Raw genomic sequence first — 16,558 nt, 5'->3', positions numbered from 1 at the left:
TCTCATTATTGCCCTGCTGCTTTAGATGCCTCCTATGAAGAAACAAGCTCGCCTCTCATTTTAATTTTGTAAACATACTCGCGATAAAAAATATTTTTTTATCTTTTTTGGCGCCAATATCGCAACAATTATGACAGTTAAAAGTAATTTGTTCAATAGAATATCTCGAAAATATGAAAAAAATATTGAATAAAAAGAGTTTGTTTTTTTATGAATTAAATTATTTGATAATTGAGATTATAATAGTTTGGTTGCTTAGAGAGTGTCCAGGATCTGAAATAGGATGGATTGTCTGCCAAATTGGTTGCAAGCGTAAAAAAAAATCGTTATATTAAAAAATATAGCTAAAAATTTTTCGTGCTTCTAACAAGATTGAGTGGCAAAGCAGACTTATTTGAAAGCGCGCCCGGCCTCCTCTAAGATGGATGATCAAGCGACAAGGGAACGATGCGAAGGATAGAAGTACTCGACAACGTCCATTCCAATTTTAGCTATGCAATTGCCAGCCGCTATGCCGGCCAAAGCTGGAATTAAAGTGACAGCCAAGGAATTGGTCGTAAACACTGTTCCTAATGCTAAAGCATGAGCTCCGCCGATTGCTCCCAGCGTATAATCCATCGCGCTAATATAGTGCGGCCCAAATTTGGGATTCGGAAAATAAGGATTATGGTTGTCCTTAATAAATTCATTCATTAATTCTTTAAATTCGACTCGTAAAATAATCGCGATTACAGCGGCTGGGAAAAAAACTTGAGGCGTAAAATAAGCCGCTGCACACGTGCACGCAATAAAGAAGATCTTTCCACTATGTTCAGAAACAAAAGCATGAATGGCTTCTGCCGTTTGCCTGCATTTCCTCGAAACAGCTAGCCCGGTAGAATAAAGATTCTCTCCAGCTACATGCACGCAATTTCCCACGAAATGAGAAGTATGCGTATAAGTATTATTAATAGTAGATGAAAAAGAACTCATTTTGACCTTAATAAAATTATTATAATTTCGTTAGTAATATTATTATTTATTAATTAATTAGTCAATGGAAATTGTAATAATTATTTATTAGTTTTATATTAAAAAATAATTAAGATGAATAAGCTTGAATTTTTGCTTGTCAGAAGATAAACTAGAGGTTTTATTTAAATAAAATTTTACTGGCCAAATGGGAGATCAAACTCCGGATAAGCGAATGCTTATGTCATGAAGCGATTGAAAGAAGCTGGCCGGTGAAGTAAATGATATTGAAGTGAGTCCAAAATTGGTTTTTTGATAAGCTGAAGCTTAAGCGGGAACATCGCTTTAGAGACATGCCCTCGGGCAAGTATTGACTGGATTATAGTCTTTAAAGCGACGTGCTCAACCGCAAGGGCATTCGCGTTGTCCAACCATCAATTTTTTGAGCTTACTGCGATATGAAATGCAAACGAAGGTTTAAAGATGGAAAAGGTTAAATTAGTAATTATTGGATCAGGACCTGCAGGCTATACAGCGGCTATTTATGCTGCCCGTGCCAATTTGAATCCAGTCTTATTTGAGGGATTTTTTGTTGGACCGGCAGGTGGTCAGTTGATGACAACAACAGAAGTGGAGAATTTTCCAGGCTTTCCAGAAGGCATAACAGGACCGGAGCTTGCCGAACGTTTTCGCAGCCAAGCCATCCGTTTTGGAACAAAGGTCATTAGCGAGGATGTCGAAGATGTTGACCTTGGGCGGCATCCTTTTATTGTGAAGGGAAGAAAAACGCATTATGAAACGGATGCAATCATTATAGCAACCGGGGCGATGGCAAAGCGGTTGGATATTCCAGGAGCGGGAGATGGAGAGTTTTGGCAAAAAGGAGTAACCGCTTGCGCGGTTTGCGACGGGGCGGCCCCTATTTTCCGCAATCGTCCTTTATTTGTTATTGGAGGGGGGGACTCCGCCATTGAAGAGGCGACTTTCTTGACGAAATTCGGTAGTCGCGTCTATATCGTGCACAGAAGAGATAAGCTAAGAGCCTCCAAAATTATGCAAGAAAGGGCTTTAAAAAATCCCAAAATTGAAGTGCTATGGGATTCTCAGATTATTTCTATTGAAGGGGATCAGATAGTCCGTTCTGTGCTTGTGAAGAATGCCAAAACAGGACATGAAGTAAAGTATGAGGCAGGCGGCGTTTTCTTCGCCATTGGGCATCAGCCTAATACGGCCTTTTTAAAAGGACAGCTCGACGTGCATCCAAACGGATATATTAAAGTTTTCAAAGGCACACATACGAGTGTAGAAGGCGTATTTGCGGCTGGCGATGTACAAGATTTTGAATATCGCCAAGCGATCACAGCGGCTGGAAGCGGATGTATGGCTGCTTTAGATGCTGAGAGATGGCTGTCTGAAAAAGGACTGGAATCTTGAGAATTGGTTTAGGGGGAAATTAAAAGTCATAGTCGCCTATATTTGAGATTATTTTTCTCCCTAAGAGGAAACTTGAGCAAGGCAGCCATATTAAAGCCAATATAGCTGTCTTACTCGAACGTCGCCCTAGGAAGAACTCGAATTTAGGGCAGTAGGGGTTTTAAGATACCCTCTTAGAGTGTTTACAAATCATTATGGATTATATTTGCGATTACCCCTATTTTACGGGAAGAGCGCGGACCTAAGTTATGAGCAATTTGTAAATAGTCTTAAGTTTTAAGCCCACTTGCGAAATAGTAAACCCGGGATCCGAAAATGCCTTCTAATCTAAAAGAGGAAGCCTGCAGAAAGAAATCTTTGTTAAGGCAAGAGACTCCAATTTTAGAACAGAAAGCCTCAATTCTTCTTTTAAATTTATTTGCAAGCACTGCTTTTGCCAAAAGAATTTTAATTGGCATGAGCTTTTTTCTCTTTTTAGGACCGCTTTGGGGAACAGAGTACCAACCTTGGTTGGGCACTTATTTGGAGTTTGAATGGCGCAACTCTTTACGCTACCAAACTTACCGCTACTTATCTTCCCATTCACACTTGACAAGATATGCCTCTGACGATTTCTTTTTGACGAGCAGCCTTAGTTTGACTGCCAAGCCTCAATTTGCCCTTGAAGTGGAAGCGACAGCTGCACGCACGCGCCGGCAAAGTGGAGGGATAGATCACTTAAGGGTCAATGGGCGTTATGCATGGATGGACGATATTGCTGGAGATCCTGTGACTTTTACAACTGGATTAAGCTTCATTCAATCTTTTGTGGAAAGCTTAAAAGATCCCAGTTCTTTTCATCATGGCCGCAGCGAAGCTGAGCTTTTTGCTTCGATAGGAAAGGAAACAGCTCAAGAGGATAAGTGGATTTCCCGCTGGTGGGCGATGGGAGGGATAGGAATTGCGGAAAGAGGGTCCCCGTGGCTTCGCTTTGATCTCTCTTATAGCAAACGATTAAAAGAGAAGCATGAATTGGAGCTTTTTGCCTGCACCTTATGGGGGCTTGGACATAAAGCTCTTCATCGGACGTCCTTTCATGGGTATGGCTCTATCCAGCATCAATCCATTGATTTAGGATGGCGCTATACTTACCTGATTGATTTTTTAGGCAGCGCCTCCTTGGCTTATACGACACGTATTTACGCGCGTAACTTTCCCGTTCATACCCAGCAAATCGTCTTGCAGTTGCTTTATACATTCGGCTTATAGAAAGAAAGTGCCTTAACAGGGAATAAAATTAGATCAATGAATAAACACGCTCATTTTCATCTCTAAACCTTACCTGCGATGACTCCTTCTCTTTATATCCAATTCCTCGCGAACCTATCCTCTTCCTGGCTGATTAGGGTAGTCTAGTTAAAAAGGGATAAGACATTCCATGCGTTTTGTAGAGGGAAGTGGCTAATGACCACTAGGCTTTTCAATATAAGCGGACGTTGAGAGGGCCTATGTAGAATAAAGGGATTATCTTTTCCCTTTTGTTTGGGCCACTTGACGACAATACGTCGATTGCTTGCCCATTAAACAATTTGGTTATTATACAGCTTCTTTTACCCAAATGGCAAAGGCAGTTGCATAAGTGTGGCAATGGCTGATGGAGATGTGCAGGAAAGGTAGGCAGCCAAAGAGATCTGCCAGGTGTGGCGAGATAATGGCGCAGGGTTTGCCATTGCTGTCATTTTTGATTTCGATATCTAGCCAGGTGATTCCCTGGCTAAATCCTGTTCCAAGGGCTTTTACAATCGCTTCTTTAGCCGCGAAGCGACCGGCAAAATGCAGAGCAGGCTCTTTGCGGCTTAAGCAATATTCCTGCTCTTGGGGAGTGAAGACGCGATCGATAAAGCGTTGTTTATAGCGCTCCAAATTAGCTTTAATTCGAGCGACTTCAATAATATCATTGCCTATTCCCAAAATCATGCGAATGTTACAAGGCTAGATAATTTTTATGGGTATTATCTAGATCGGATAAAGATTGGGCCAAGTCTTGTTCAGTCATTAAGCAGCCATCTTCCGAAGCATTGCAGAAAATCATCCTGCCAGAAGAGGTGTGCTTGACGGATAGAACATGGGCTTTTATTGTTTCTCCAATAAATTCAGCGCCTCCATTGACTACAACCATTGTGCCGTCGTCTAGGTAGCCCACGCCTTGTCTTGCTTCTTTTCCATAACGTTGAATTTTAATGTTAATGGTTTCGCCTGCTTGCGTAATTGGTTTCAAGGCATTTGACAGCATGTGAATATTAATAATGCGCACGCCTTCGATTGAGGATTGTTGGATACGGTTGATATCAGACGTGATAATGTTCGTATCCATAAAACGGGCGAGTCGAATGAGTTTCGTCATGGGATCTTTAATTTCGGCAAAATCAGTGTCGACGTAGCGTAAGTCTAAGGAAGGCAAACTCTCTAATTTCTTGATGACTTCCAAAGAGCGACGTGCTTTAGCTTTGCCAGCCTCATCGCCGCTTTCTGCTTGTGCATAAAGTTCTTTGATTGCAAAGCGGGGAAGAATAAGGTGATGATCCAACAGACCAGAAGAGGCTAAATCAATAATACGAGGATCCATCAAAACAGATACATCGACGAGAATATCTTTTTTCTTATGGCTTACAGCTTTAAATTCTATAAAAGGAATGCTGACGTGAATTTCTTCCGCCGCGCGCGCTGTCATGACCATGCCTAAATAAGCACAGAAAAGATAGACAAAGAAACGGATTGGCATGAATAGAGGAACTGAGGAAGCCTCTAAACCGATAATCCCTTCAAAAATAAATAAAATCGCTTGCGCCATCAGGTAGCCGAAAAATAATCCTAAAATAGCGGTATTGAAAGAGCGCAAATTAAAGCGCTTGAAAGCAAAATCAGACCCGATTAGGAATCCAGCAATCGCTAAGCCTCCTAATAAGCCAACAATTGCATTGATTAAGTTAAAGCCGCCTTCAAAATTTTGAGTTGTAAAGCTAACCGAAAATAAGATGCATATGATAAGGAATAAAACTCGCATAAATGAGAGAGAAATACTCATTTTAATTCTGTCCTCAGTGTACTTAAGGTGGTTAAGATAATCTGTTAAGGATTAATTTTACGTTTCCACCATCTTTGGGTCTGTTTGTAAAAACGCTTGTTTAATCTTAACCAAATCTTCATTTTTTGTATATAAATTAAAAAAACTTAATTTGTTAGCACTGCAAGTGCCGGCAAAAAAATGAGAGAAGGCTTGGCAATAACCTAGGGTTAAGCTACACTTTCTTTGATTATAGAAGGAGGATCATATGTTAAAAGTGAGTCATACCACTCTAGTTGTGCTGTCGGGATTAATCTGGCTTGCGATAGGCTGCTTTCTTTTACCCTTGGGACTTAATTTTATTGTCGCCTCTATTTTAAAAGAAAATTTGGCAACAATGCAACGGCCGCTTTTGGATAATTTAGTGAATCTAGCAGGGGGCTGGGATCAAGCCGCTTTAATTGTCATTGCCATTGCCTTGTGGCTGGGCTTCATGAAAGGCCGCTATGTTTTTTCAAAAACTGTTGAGAAAAGTGTTGAACGAATTTTAACCCTGCCCAATCCAGCTCCTTTGAGTCGGCTTTATACAAAAAAATATTTTATCTTGCTCGGCGTCATGGTGCTCTTAGGGTTTGTTGTCCGTTTCGCTCCTCTTGATGTACGAGGTGGAGTAGACGTGATCATCGGTACAGCGCTTATTCAAGGAGCTATGCTCTATTTTCGACGAGCCTTTTCTATTCGCAATCGCTCAAAAATTATAACTTCTGCAGAGCTTCCTGATAAAAATTAACAGTTGGATCGACTTTCGCTGGTAAGAAAACAAAGCGGATTTCATCAAAGGCCTTCGGATGCTGCTTGATAAATTCTGCAACAGCTTCCAAGGCCGCTTCCGCCGCCTCCTTTAGAGGATAGCAATAAATTCCTGTGCTGATCGATGGAAAAGCAATCGTGCGGTAAGAGTGAACATCGATTTCACTGCTGACGGATGCAGGATGGGAGACCGGATCTGCACATAAAGTTAAAGCATTGCGGTAGACTCTTTGTAGTAATTCCTTTCTTCGTTGATTTTCTTGTCCGTTGCGGCAATCTGGTCCGACGGCATGGACAATCGCCTTAATCCTATTTTCTAAATAGCCAGAGGATGTAAGGACAGCATCTCCACAGGAGAGTGGATATTTTTTCAAATTAGCCAGGATTTCCTGGCATTCATAAAGAACGGGAGAGCCTGCCTTTCCATGAATGGCTCCACAAACCCCATTTCCAGCTATAAGATAAGCATTTGCTGCATTAACAATGACGTCTGCAGATTCATTGGTAATATCGCCAGTCATCAAGGCAATTTTAGTTTGTCCAATTAATTTTTCTGCTATGCAAACATTCCTGGTTGAAGGAAGAGCATGAAGGGAAGAGGTTGTCTCCCCGGTTTGCCTCATGAACACAGGCGGAATGCGCGGCGATGGCTGACTTTGAATTTTTAAATGCTTAAGATTCAACTTGTAAATAAGTTTAAAAGGAAGCGCTAAGCAAGGCAATATAAAAAAAGATAGGACGAAGGAAGAAACTTTTAGAATATTCGATACCAAAGAGGGCTTTATTTTAACATCTGCAGTGACCGTTTGGTCAAATGGATAAAACTTGCGACTATGCAAGGAAACTTCTTGGTCTCCTAAATAAAGATAGTGGTCTGCTAAATAGCCAATTTCAAAAAATAAATGAAATAAACTGGGAGAAGCAGGTATGCTCACCTTAACAGGCGCCCAAAAAGAAACAGAAGGAGGAAAAGGAGAAGATTCAATCATAATATTAATTTAATAAATAAGTGATAATAACATCTGTTCGAATTAAATACTATAAATAAATAGTTTTGTTTGTCTCTGTATTGTTTATTTAAATTTTGATAATTTTTATGATGGATTTTAAAATTTTAAATGCTAAATTATCTCCATAGAAAGTTTTATGGGTCTAGCCTTAAACTCATAAGAGTTTAGAAATTCTCTTCTCCCTGTTCAAAAAGAAACAAATCTAGGTCATAGCGGGTTTAATATACCTTAAGAGGATTTATTGTCTCGTCTTTGATCTAGCGGATCTTTTAATGGCAAAGGTTTGTTGAAAGTTTTCAAGATGCGTTGATAGAAAAACGTATACGTTATGTTCTTATGAATTTGTCTTGTCAGGCAATCATGCAACTGAAATTTGGAGGGCGCTCGATCCTCTATTTGAGAGAAAAGCACATCAAATGGACCTTTTGAGCTGGCAATGGTTTTGCGTAGCCGATCGCTTCGCTATATTCCGGATTTGATGGATGCTTATCGCAAGTAGATTTGAAAATTCGGTTGCGTTTTCACTAGGTGCCCATCGTTTAAAATTGAACAATCTTTAGACACCGTGAATCTATCCTATTCAATGATGAGCAAATGCTAGTTGCCTGTTAAGGTTGCAAGGCTAAAGGCAAATAGGGAAAAATTATTTATGATATTGGCTGCCTTTATTAATTTCAGTGGCGCGATAAATTTGTTCGATGAGGACCAATCGTGTGATCTGGTGTGTAAAAGTCAGCGGGGAGAGGCTGATTAATTGCCCTTGCTGCTTAAGTTCAGTAGGAAGTCCTTCCGCTCCTCCGATGACAAGTGTGAGGCGGGAGCCGCTTTTTTGCCAGCTGCTTTCCAAAAAAGCGGCAAATTGTTCGCTTGTCAATAATTTTCCAGCGGGATCAAGGCAAATGAGGTGAGCTTCTTTTTGGGCCCATTCAAGTAGTTGGGCGGAGTCTTTAGCCCATTGGCATTCCACCTGTATGATCGGCCGGAGACGTTTGACATATTCATCAAAAGCGTCTTCCAGCCATTTTTCCTTTGTCTTTCCGACTGAAAGAATTTTTAACTTCAGCATAAATCTCGATTAGCGATGAGGGATTAAATTAGTAATGCTGTTTAAGCGCTTGCTGCATCCGGCGCTTTTCATCTTTTTCTTTGATATCAGCCCTCTTATCTATCGCTTTCTTTCCCTTTGCTATTGCAATACGAACTTTAACCCGTCCTTGCTTGAGATAAAGAGCTAAGGGAATGATTGTCAGTCCTTTTTCTTGGATGGCGACTTTGAGGCGTTTAATCTCTCTTTTGTGCAGGAGAAGCTTGCGGTCGCGTTTTTCTTCATGATTATGAATATTGCCAAAGCGGTAAGGAGCGATGCTGCTGCCGATCAGCCAGGTTTCGCCTTCGAGTACTTTCACATACGCATCTTGCAAAGTTGCGCCATGATCGCGGATAGATTTAATCTCGGTTCCTTGCAAAACAATGCCGGCTTCAAGGGTTTCGAGGATTTCATAATCATGGGTCGCTCGTCTATTAGAAACAAGGTCTGCCGATTTATCATTCATATTAATTAGGAAGTTTGAAAGTTAAAGGTGAATCGAATTATAAGCTTGCTTTAATTTTAACGCATGTAAGACTAAGTCGCAAGGTGATATGCGCTCAATCTTCCCTGCAGAATGACTTGTTAAGAATTCGCTACGGATTTTGGGGCCAAGGAAGGGAAAAGATCTTTTTAAGGCCAGAGAAAGCTTGAATAAGATTTTCATCTGTCGTGCTTAGAAAGACTTGCCCCAAGCCCTCAATCTGCTTAAGCAAGCGCGTTTTTCTATTTTCGTCCAGGCTCATGCCGACATCGTCGATAAGTAGAAGAGGAGTGGCTTCTCCTATTCGTTTGAGCCGTTGCCATTCAGCAAAATGAAGGGCTGTTACGCAGCTCCGCTGTTGCCCTTCGCTCGCGTAGTAGCGCGCATCGCGCTTAGAGATGGCAATGAGCAAATCATCTTTGTGCGGCCCAATCAGCGTATGCCCCATTCCAATTTCTCTTTGCCGGTTCTTGTGAAACTGTCGGATATAATAATCCTTGCTCTCTTCCAAAGATCGATGAGGAGCCTCAGGCGCTCGATAAGTCAAGTCCAAAGATTCTGTTTCACCTGTCAAGGCTTCATAGAATTGTTTCGCATGCCTGCTTAAATCTTCGATGGCTTTAAGGCGTTGCTGAACAATATAAGCGGCTGATTGGGCCATCTCTTGCTCCCAGCTTTCAATGGTCACCAGCTGATTGATCTTTAAAAGATGATTGCGATGCCGCATGGCTCTTACGTACCGAGTCAAATGGTGGACATAAAGGGGATCAATTTGGGCAAGCTGGATATCCAAAAATTGCCGGCGGAGAAGGGGGGAGCCTTTAATAAGATTGACATCGTCTGGAGTCGTAACCACGCCTGGAATAATCCCTAGCAGGCTTGATTGGTTTGGCAGCTGGGTGTGATTATAGATAATCTTCCGCTCTCCATTTTCAAAATAAATCCGTAGCTTTTGGTCAATGCCATGCTTGATAAAAGCCGCTTCCAGATAAAAAGAGGTATGGCCAGCCTGAACGATGTCTTGATAGTGATGGGAACGAAAAGAGCGGCCGACCATTAAATAATAGATCGCTTCCAATATGCTTGTTTTACCTACCGCATTGGGACCGCAAATAAAATTGAGGGAAGGGCTGAATTCAAAGCTGGCTTCCTCGTAATTGCGGAAATGATGCAAATAGAGTGTGCGTAAGTACATGGCTATTCTAAGAGGGTGTATTTAAATCCATCATAACCTCAAATATAGGTTATGAGGGGTTTAAATACACTCTCTAAGAGCTTGTCTTCAAATTCATACTGCCTATATTCAAGATTATTTCTAAACTGGTTAGAAAGAGCGGGAATCCAAATTCAGGTTATTAGCCATTTTGATGACAAGCCAACTCTTAATCTTTTTTATTGGATTTAGATAGTTTTATCGCTCAAAATAGCCTTTAATCTTCAGAAAGCCGCATGGGCATAATGACGAATAAAGGAGAAATCTGCAGCGGATGGGTTAAATGCTCGCCGTCTGTAATAATGCCGGGATTGTAAGCATCCGTCAGCCCCATTGTAACGGTCTCTCCCTTGCAATGGCGTAAAATATCGATGAAAAATCCCGGATTGAAAGCTATTTCCAGCTTGGGGCCGGAATAATTGGCTGCCATGGAGACTGTCCCTTCCCCGATATCCATTGTATTGGCAGTTAATTTGAGCTCGCCATTTGTAAAGGTAAAGCGGACAGAGTGATTATGATCAGCGGTAAAAAGCGAAATTTGGCGCAATAAAGAGGCCAATTCTTCGCGATGCAAATTGACAATGAGTTCGGACTGTTCTGGAATGACACGGTTAATATCAGGATAATCGCCAGATAAAAGCTTGGTCAAAATTCTTGTTTGATTGGCTTCCACGGCAATTTTATCTGACATTAAAGAAATTTTAGCATCGCCTTCATCTGTTAAATTCTTTAAAATTTCATCCACCGCTTTTAATGGAATAATAGACTGACTCGTAAAAGAAGGGCTAATTTCAATCGGTGCATGCGCGCGAGCCAGGCGCTTTCCGTCTGTTCCAACGAAAGTGGCCAGTCCATTGGCAATGTGCATTAAAACACCCGTTAAAACATAGCGGTTATCTTCCTTTGAAACGGCAAAGGAGGTGCGGTAGAACAAGTCTTTTAATTCGCTTTGCTTGACATGGAAAGAATGGACTTGTGATAAATCAGGTAGGGAAGGATAGTCGGTCTTACCCATTCCGTTAAGCTTAAAGCGTGAGGTGCCGGCAACAATTGTCGTGACTTCATTTGCATTCGAAGAAATTTCAACGTTAACGGCTGTTAATTCCTTAATGAGCTGGGCAAAACGCTTGGCCGGTAAAGTAGTGGCTCCTTCTTCAAGGATTTTGGCCTCTGTATGACAGCGAATGCCGACTGTCAAATCCGTAGCTGTTAAGATCAGTTCATCATTATAAGCTTCAATGAGAAAATTAGATAAAATAGGAATAGTCGGCTTCTGTGCAACGACGTTTTGAATTTTACTAATGAGGTAGTTGAGTTCCTGCGTTGAGATAACAAATTTCATAGCCTCAAATTCCTTTCCTATATTCTATATTGGTGTTCGAACATACGCGATTCAATACGTTCTGTCAAGGTAAAAACGGCTGACAGTTAAACTTAGATGTATTTAGAGGTATTATAGAGATTGGCAAATTAAATGGGGTAATCAAATCCTCTTAGCGGTTTTAAGGGATTTCCTTTTTATTTATCTCAAAATGACTCATTTATCCAAGCGAGCATGATGATTAAAAAAATCAATAGACAAATTGGTTCCCGACTGAAGTAAGACAAAAACAGGGCTTGCCCTGGTGGCTTCCAAGGGAAATAACGCCAAGCTCAAATAATCGCTCAGTAATGACAAATCGAATAAAATTTAATTCGTCTTCTTGATAAACGGGGAAAACGTATCTCCACTTCTTTCCTCGATTTTTAAGGCCAATGGGATCGCGGTCTCCTAAAGGAGCGGTAAAACCTTTTATAAAATCTTCCACATAGATCCACTCCGAAACGGCAAAGCGCCTTAGGCTTTTCTCGATTAACCGCAAATTGCGCAGATTCCACAGCGGCGATTCAATGTAAAGAGTGGGCCGGTTTAAAGAGTCCATGGCTAGGTGGGACATTTGCTCTGCAATGGGCTTTTTTAACCATAGGAGTCCTTTTTCCGTAATGCTCAAAGATAGATTGTCTTTTTTGGCTAATCCAATTTGAACCAACTTGGCTATCACTTGGGTTAGATCAGACAAATAAAGGGGTTTAAACTCTTCGATTTGTTTACCTTTGCGCTGGCAAGCAGTTAATACCGCTGCCATTTCTTTAATAAAGCCTTGCTCAACTTCACATGTTTTCTCAATTCTAGCCGCTTCTTTAATCGATTTCGGCTTCATAGACGCTTCAAGCTGCAAATACTCTTTCAATTCATGAAAAGGGGTAACCACTTCCTCCCATCGATCATTCACTTTCTCATAGCTTAGGCAGCAAGCAAAGTGATACTCTAATTGCAAAAGGCATTCTTCGAAACATTCTGGAGAAAGGGCATATTTGGCCATTATTTGAGACGCTGTTAACTTAAAGCCCGGAGCTTGGTAAACATCCTGCATGATGCTTTGAAGAATGGGGTCTTCAAATTGTAGCTCCTCCAAATATTGAAGATAGATTTTGGGTGTCTGAAAAAATTTCTCGACGATAGAATCAAAGATATTATCCGATGTGCGCGGAATGATATACCAGACCGGTAAAACATGCAGGGGCACTCTATTAAGCAAATTTTGCAGGAATTCCATGTCTGGCTGGAAATCCTCGTCAAATTTCTCCATTTGAAATTCATAATATTTTCTGACTTCTTTATCTACCACGAGAGTCAAATAATCTCGCTTAAATAATTTTGTCGCACTTAACTTGTCTAAAATGGGAATTAAATTCTCCGCACTGATATCTAAATAGTCTGCTAGCTGCTCGACAGAGATCTTAAGCGATAAATGAAGGATTTCTTTTAGAACATCTACTTCAAATACGCTTAAGTGAGAGATCAAAAGGCGATTGTCAATATCACGGCGATAAGGATAATCCGATAATGTAATCTTAGTTTTGCGTAATAAAGCAGAATTCATATAGAACCTATTTCAGGATTTTATCAATGGAAAAACAAATTAATAAAAACTTCCTAAGAAATTATCTAAAATTTCTAATAAACTGGATTTGAGATTATTTTCTTCTTAAGGGAAAAACTCAAGTTTAGGTCATTAGCGGTTTTAGAATAGCTTCTAAGAGAAAGAAGAGCTTGCGGAATCGATATGAAATGAGTCAGTAGGGATCAAATTTAATTAAAAGCAGTTTCATTGTAATTTATTTAATTGATTTTAATCAATTTTAAACAAAGATGATGAATATTCAAAAAAATGATTACAAAAAATAATTTGTTGTTTTCTTGGTATTGTCTATAATAGAAATAAAAGGAGAGAAATATGAGCAAAAGACCAAAAGATCGAGATGATGCCTGGGATCCTCTATCGACGGATGATCAAGCCTCAGAAGACCATTCCATCGAAGAGGCGGCAGATATGGTGCTAGAAAGCCTACAAGAGGGCTATCAAGCTGAATGGGAGCCTTTTGAGGGATATACGCATAAGTTGCGATCGCATATTCATGCGGATGAGCAGGCCTTTCGCCAAAAATTTGCAAAAGGATATGAATCGCTTTTGGAAGTGCTTGATAATTCCCGCAAATCTGTTTAGAGGATTTCTTAAATTGCGAATGACTTAGTTCAATTTTTAGGAAGCCATCTATAGGAAGGAGCTATATTGAATAAAATATGGCTCTCTTATCCGCTTATAAAAAAAACATCTCAAACATAGATCTTGATAAGTTTTAGGACACCCTCTTAGAGGCCGTCCACTATCTCAAATAATTCAGCATATAAATCAGACTATTTCAGATCGGGGACAGGCTCTTGGCGTGTAATGATCCAGCAGGATAAATGGGGAATAGTCTGTTGGATCTGCTCAAGCCAAGCTTGAGCTTCTTCTGCTGAGTCGAATAGCATAAGGACTTTTGCTAATCCATCGGCAATCAAGCAGTCGTCAGCGATTAAGCTGGCGCTGGCAATAGATCCGGGTTTTACAATCAGGGGAGAGAGGGTTTTAGGGTTGAAAATATGGCAGTAAGTCCGTAGCTCTCCCGTAGGCATTGTAATCGTCCAATATTGAAAATAATCTCCGCTTGTTGCAATGGCTTGATTGGTCAAGCGTAAATAAGCGATGGCATGCGCAGGGTCGGTATCTCCCAGGCGGCTAATATAAATATTCCACGGACGCTGGCTGGGATGAAGGCCTGAAGTGCGTATTTCTCCTCCCCATTCCACATAAACATTCGCAAATCCGGCTGAATTTAATCTTTCTACTAATAAATCGACGCAATATCCCTTTGCAATCCCTCCTAAATCGAGCTGGGTCTGGTCATGGTCTTTAAGAAATTGTCCATTTGCAAAGTGAATTTTATCCCAGCCTATACAAGCTTTGATAGTATTGATTTCCTGTAGGGATGGTTCTACGCCCCTTTCTAACCGGCTTTTCCAAAGCTGCTCTAATGGTTCAACGGTTGGATCAAATCTTCCCTCAGATAAGTGGACCAAGGCATCAATCCGTTCTAAAAATTGTAATAGTTGCGGAGATAAAGGAACGGTTTCATGGGCTTTTAAGGCGTTTAGCCGAGATACTTCGGAGTGGGCATTCCATTTATTATAAATGGCATCGACCTCGGCAAAGGTGGCGTGGATGATTTGTTGGATCTGGAGTTTTTGCTGCACAGTGAGAGGACCGCCAATTAAGATGCGGTAGTCAATAGTCATGGCATTTTGCGAAAAGACAGTCAAATCAGCCTTTGACTTTGGTGGCGGGGATTGGCATCCTCCTAGCAGAACAAAGAAAAGGAAAAGCAGCTTAAACGATTTCATTCTAGCTGATCAGGCCCTGCTTTAGCTTTAATTGATAACTTAACAGCGTATTGTGCAGCAACATGGCAATTGTCATGGGACCGACTCCACCGGGAACAGGCGTAATATATGAACATTTAGGGGCGACATTTTCAAAATCGACATCGCCCACGATCTGATAGCCGCTTTTCTTGGTAGCATCTTCTATTTTATTGATTCCTACGTCAATGACAATAGCGCCTTCTTTGACCATATCCGCTTTGAGAAATTTGGGTTGTCCAATGGCAATAATAATAATATCTGCCAAACGGCATAGCGTAGGCAGATCAATAGAATAACGATGCGCAATAGTGACAGTCGCATTGCCTCCTGGCATGCCCTGCATGAGTAAAGCTGCCATTGGTTTGCCAACAATATTGCTTCTGCCTATGACAAGTGCATGCTTCCCCGTGATATCAATGGCCGAGCGCTCCATCAGCACTTTAATTCCCAACGGCGTACAGGGTAGAAATCCGTCCATTTCCCCAATTAGCATTTTACCCACGTTAAAGGGATGAAAGCCATCGACATCTTTATTAGGATTAATGTGATAGGTAATACGATTGGGATTGATATGGGGAGGAAGGGGAAGTTGAACTAAAATGCCATCAATTTGCGGATCGTTATTCAATATTTCTATTTCAGCCAAAAGCTCTTCTTCAGTCATATTGGCTGGAAGTAGCTTTTTGATAGAGCGAATTCCCACTGCTGCGCAAGCTTGCGTTTTACGATTAACGTAAATTTGTGAAGGAGGATGTTCGCCTACTAAGACAACAGCTAAGCAAGGAGGGCGAGTTGAATAGGATTGAATGCGGGCTTTAATTTCTTGTTGGATATCCTCAGCAATTTTTTTTCCGTCAATAATCATGTCGCCTCCTCTATTTTTCCCTATATGCCGGTAGTCCGAATAGGCTTATTTCTGAGATAAATCAATAATGCTTTGATTCTCAATATGCAGATGCCCGTTAGAATAGGTGTTCTAGTTGAAATTCAAGTGATTCTAGAGAGAATCAGCATACTCAAATAAGAGAATTCTTTCTATGAATTAAATAGGCAAAAATTCGTACTTTTTAAAGCGTTAAGTTGTTCATTTAACTATCAACCATTTGCGGAATGCGAGTTTTTAATGAAAAAAAACTGAAAATTCGATTAGGCTACAATAAAGGGTTATTATTTTTGAAATAAAGCTCAATTTAGACTGGCTATTGAGCAAAATTATTAAAATTTAGGACAAAGGGATTTAATATGAGACAAGTATTTTTCAATCTATACTGTACAACAGTCATGATTTTAGCTTGTTCAACAACAATGGCTGCGCAGGACAAAGCAGATATATCTTCAGATTCCCTTTCTTGTTCCAAAACGGAACTCATGACCTATTTTCCAAAACCCCTTGTCAAAAACATTTTAATCAAAGCAGACCTATCTCAGAATCAAGCAGATAGTATTTCAGAAGAATTAGCTCATAAAAGCCAGGAATTAGAGAAAATCGTATCCGAAAAAGCAGCAAAATTAGATCCCAATCCTTTCAAAGATCTGAGTCAACGCGATATAGCCATTAAGATTTATCGCGAAACCCTTTATGAAGTTTTTGCTAAAGTTTTAAAGGCCCACGGCATTACAGATGACGACCGCATTCAGACTCTTTTAGATCAGGTGCAAATAGCAAAAAGCAAGATGTTTATTGATTGCATCCGCAAAGAACAAGGCTCTTTTAAAGATCCTTCCCCTCCGTCTTCTTAA

General features: G+C 40.6%; 16 protein-coding genes. 5 read left to right on the top strand and 11 right to left on the bottom strand.

The features are described from left to right. Positions 1 to 429: 429 nt before the first annotated feature. Positions 430 to 972 carry a hypothetical protein gene (locus BN3769_RS05560; RefSeq protein WP_068468441.1) on the bottom strand — a complete coding sequence of 181 codons (543 nt, stop codon included), beginning with the start codon at positions 970 to 972 and terminating at the stop codon, positions 430 to 432. Between the two features lie 462 nt (positions 973 to 1,434). Here BN3769_RS05560 and trxB point away from each other — a divergent pair, with 462 nt between their 5' ends. Then, a complete protein-coding gene (gene trxB / locus BN3769_RS05555; RefSeq protein ID WP_068468439.1) occupies positions 1,435 to 2,385 on the top strand; it encodes a thioredoxin-disulfide reductase in 951 nt (316 codons plus the stop codon). Between the two features lie 315 nt (positions 2,386 to 2,700). Then, positions 2,701 to 3,633: a hypothetical protein gene (locus BN3769_RS05550; RefSeq protein WP_068468436.1), complete on the top strand. Its 933-nt coding sequence runs from the start codon at positions 2,701 to 2,703 to the stop codon at positions 3,631 to 3,633. 327 nt (positions 3,634 to 3,960) lie between these two features. Here the strand turns inward: BN3769_RS05550 and acpS are convergent, their stop codons facing one another. Both acpS and BN3769_RS05540 read right to left on the bottom strand, forming a co-directional pair. After that, positions 3,961 to 4,341: a holo-ACP synthase gene (gene acpS, locus BN3769_RS05545; RefSeq protein WP_068468434.1), complete on the bottom strand. Its 381-nt coding sequence runs from the start codon at positions 4,339 to 4,341 to the stop codon at positions 3,961 to 3,963. Between the two features lie 7 nt (positions 4,342 to 4,348). After that, on the bottom strand, positions 4,349 to 5,449 hold the full coding sequence (locus BN3769_RS05540; protein ID WP_068468433.1) for a PIN/TRAM domain-containing protein: 1,101 nt from the start codon (positions 5,447 to 5,449) through the stop codon (positions 4,349 to 4,351). A gap of 247 nt (positions 5,450 to 5,696) precedes the next feature. Here BN3769_RS05540 and BN3769_RS05535 point away from each other — a divergent pair, with 247 nt between their 5' ends. Then, complete coding sequence (locus tag BN3769_RS05535) at positions 5,697 to 6,218, top strand: hypothetical protein (protein ID WP_068468431.1); 522 nt, start codon at positions 5,697 to 5,699, stop codon at positions 6,216 to 6,218. Here the strand turns inward: BN3769_RS05535 and BN3769_RS05530 are convergent. From BN3769_RS05530 to BN3769_RS05505, 6 genes are all read right to left on the bottom strand, one after another. After that, positions 6,184 to 7,227: a macro domain-containing protein gene (locus tag BN3769_RS05530; RefSeq protein ID WP_068468429.1), complete on the bottom strand. Its 1,044-nt coding sequence runs from the start codon at positions 7,225 to 7,227 to the stop codon at positions 6,184 to 6,186. The two genes, BN3769_RS05535 and BN3769_RS05530, sit on opposite strands and share 35 nt — an antisense overlap. 664 nt (positions 7,228 to 7,891) lie before the next feature. Beyond that, positions 7,892 to 8,314 carry a 23S rRNA (pseudouridine(1915)-N(3))-methyltransferase RlmH gene (locus tag BN3769_RS05525; RefSeq protein ID WP_068468427.1) on the bottom strand — a complete coding sequence of 141 codons (423 nt, stop codon included), beginning with the start codon at positions 8,312 to 8,314 and terminating at the stop codon, positions 7,892 to 7,894. 28 nt (positions 8,315 to 8,342) lie between these two features. Beyond that, complete coding sequence (gene smpB / locus BN3769_RS05520) at positions 8,343 to 8,801, bottom strand: SsrA-binding protein SmpB (RefSeq protein WP_068468425.1); 459 nt, start codon at positions 8,799 to 8,801, stop codon at positions 8,343 to 8,345. Positions 8,802 to 8,931: 130 nt separating this feature from the next. Next, entirely contained in the window at positions 8,932 to 10,014 is a 1,083-nt protein-coding gene (recF, locus tag BN3769_RS05515; RefSeq protein ID WP_068468423.1) for a DNA replication/repair protein RecF, read from the bottom strand. Between the two features lie 235 nt (positions 10,015 to 10,249). Further along, positions 10,250 to 11,374 carry a DNA polymerase III subunit beta gene (dnaN, locus tag BN3769_RS05510; RefSeq protein ID WP_068468421.1) on the bottom strand — a complete coding sequence of 375 codons (1,125 nt, stop codon included), beginning with the start codon at positions 11,372 to 11,374 and terminating at the stop codon, positions 10,250 to 10,252. A gap of 229 nt (positions 11,375 to 11,603) precedes the next feature. Then, positions 11,604 to 12,956, bottom strand: a complete 1,353-nt coding sequence (locus BN3769_RS05505) for a hypothetical protein (RefSeq protein WP_068468419.1) — start codon at positions 12,954 to 12,956, stop codon at positions 11,604 to 11,606. A gap of 354 nt (positions 12,957 to 13,310) precedes the next feature. On the opposite strand from BN3769_RS05505, the gene BN3769_RS05500 reads away from it, so the two are divergent. After that, positions 13,311 to 13,580, top strand: a complete 270-nt coding sequence (locus BN3769_RS05500; protein ID WP_068468417.1) for a hypothetical protein — start codon at positions 13,311 to 13,313, stop codon at positions 13,578 to 13,580. A gap of 191 nt (positions 13,581 to 13,771) precedes the next feature. Here the strand turns inward: BN3769_RS05500 and BN3769_RS05495 are convergent, their stop codons facing one another. Continuing rightward, positions 13,772 to 14,797, bottom strand: coding sequence for an FAD:protein FMN transferase (locus tag BN3769_RS05495; RefSeq protein ID WP_079989419.1), 1,026 nt, complete (start codon positions 14,795 to 14,797; stop codon positions 13,772 to 13,774). Between the two features lies 1 nt (position 14,798). Next, the gene (gene folD, locus BN3769_RS05490) at positions 14,799 to 15,683 is read right to left on the bottom strand and encodes a bifunctional methylenetetrahydrofolate dehydrogenase/methenyltetrahydrofolate cyclohydrolase FolD (RefSeq protein WP_068468414.1); all 885 of its coding nucleotides are present in this window, start codon (positions 15,681 to 15,683) and stop codon (positions 14,799 to 14,801) included. A gap of 377 nt (positions 15,684 to 16,060) precedes the next feature. On the opposite strand from folD, the gene BN3769_RS05485 reads away from it, so the two are divergent. Then, complete coding sequence (locus BN3769_RS05485) at positions 16,061 to 16,558, top strand: hypothetical protein (RefSeq protein WP_154017832.1); 498 nt, start codon at positions 16,061 to 16,063, stop codon at positions 16,556 to 16,558.

The organism is Candidatus Protochlamydia phocaeensis, from assembly GCF_001545115.1.
Taxonomy (GTDB): Bacteria; Chlamydiota; Chlamydiia; order Chlamydiales; family Parachlamydiaceae; genus Protochlamydia_A; species Protochlamydia_A phocaeensis.
Note: the sequence above shows the minus strand (reverse complement) of the source record. Positions and strands in the feature narration are given on the sequence as shown.

What these genes read in the sequence shown, in the direction of transcription:
- BN3769_RS05560 (WP_068468441.1), bottom strand. Translation starts at nt 972, where the DNA reads ATGAGTTCTTTTTCATCTACTATTAATAATACTTATACGCATACTTCT.
- trxB (WP_068468439.1), top strand. Translation starts at nt 1,435, where the DNA reads ATGGAAAAGGTTAAATTAGTAATTATTGGATCAGGACCTGCAGGCTAT.
- BN3769_RS05550 (WP_068468436.1), top strand. Translation starts at nt 2,701, where the DNA reads ATGCCTTCTAATCTAAAAGAGGAAGCCTGCAGAAAGAAATCTTTGTTA.
- acpS (WP_068468434.1), bottom strand. Translation starts at nt 4,341, where the DNA reads ATGATTTTGGGAATAGGCAATGATATTATTGAAGTCGCTCGAATTAAA.
- BN3769_RS05540 (WP_068468433.1), bottom strand. Translation starts at nt 5,449, where the DNA reads ATGAGTATTTCTCTCTCATTTATGCGAGTTTTATTCCTTATCATATGC.
- BN3769_RS05535 (WP_068468431.1), top strand. Translation starts at nt 5,697, where the DNA reads ATGTTAAAAGTGAGTCATACCACTCTAGTTGTGCTGTCGGGATTAATC.
- BN3769_RS05530 (WP_068468429.1), bottom strand. Translation starts at nt 7,227, where the DNA reads ATGATTGAATCTTCTCCTTTTCCTCCTTCTGTTTCTTTTTGGGCGCCT.
- BN3769_RS05525 (WP_068468427.1), bottom strand. Translation starts at nt 8,314, where the DNA reads ATGCTGAAGTTAAAAATTCTTTCAGTCGGAAAGACAAAGGAAAAATGG.
- smpB (WP_068468425.1), bottom strand. Translation starts at nt 8,801, where the DNA reads ATGAATGATAAATCGGCAGACCTTGTTTCTAATAGACGAGCGACCCAT.
- recF (WP_068468423.1), bottom strand. Translation starts at nt 10,014, where the DNA reads ATGTACTTACGCACACTCTATTTGCATCATTTCCGCAATTACGAGGAA.
- dnaN (WP_068468421.1), bottom strand. Translation starts at nt 11,374, where the DNA reads ATGAAATTTGTTATCTCAACGCAGGAACTCAACTACCTCATTAGTAAA.
- BN3769_RS05505 (WP_068468419.1), bottom strand. Translation starts at nt 12,956, where the DNA reads ATGAATTCTGCTTTATTACGCAAAACTAAGATTACATTATCGGATTAT.
- BN3769_RS05500 (WP_068468417.1), top strand. Translation starts at nt 13,311, where the DNA reads ATGAGCAAAAGACCAAAAGATCGAGATGATGCCTGGGATCCTCTATCG.
- BN3769_RS05495 (WP_079989419.1), bottom strand. Translation starts at nt 14,797, where the DNA reads ATGAAATCGTTTAAGCTGCTTTTCCTTTTCTTTGTTCTGCTAGGAGGA.
- folD (WP_068468414.1), bottom strand. Translation starts at nt 15,683, where the DNA reads ATGATTATTGACGGAAAAAAAATTGCTGAGGATATCCAACAAGAAATT.
- BN3769_RS05485 (WP_154017832.1), top strand. Translation starts at nt 16,061, where the DNA reads ATGAGACAAGTATTTTTCAATCTATACTGTACAACAGTCATGATTTTA.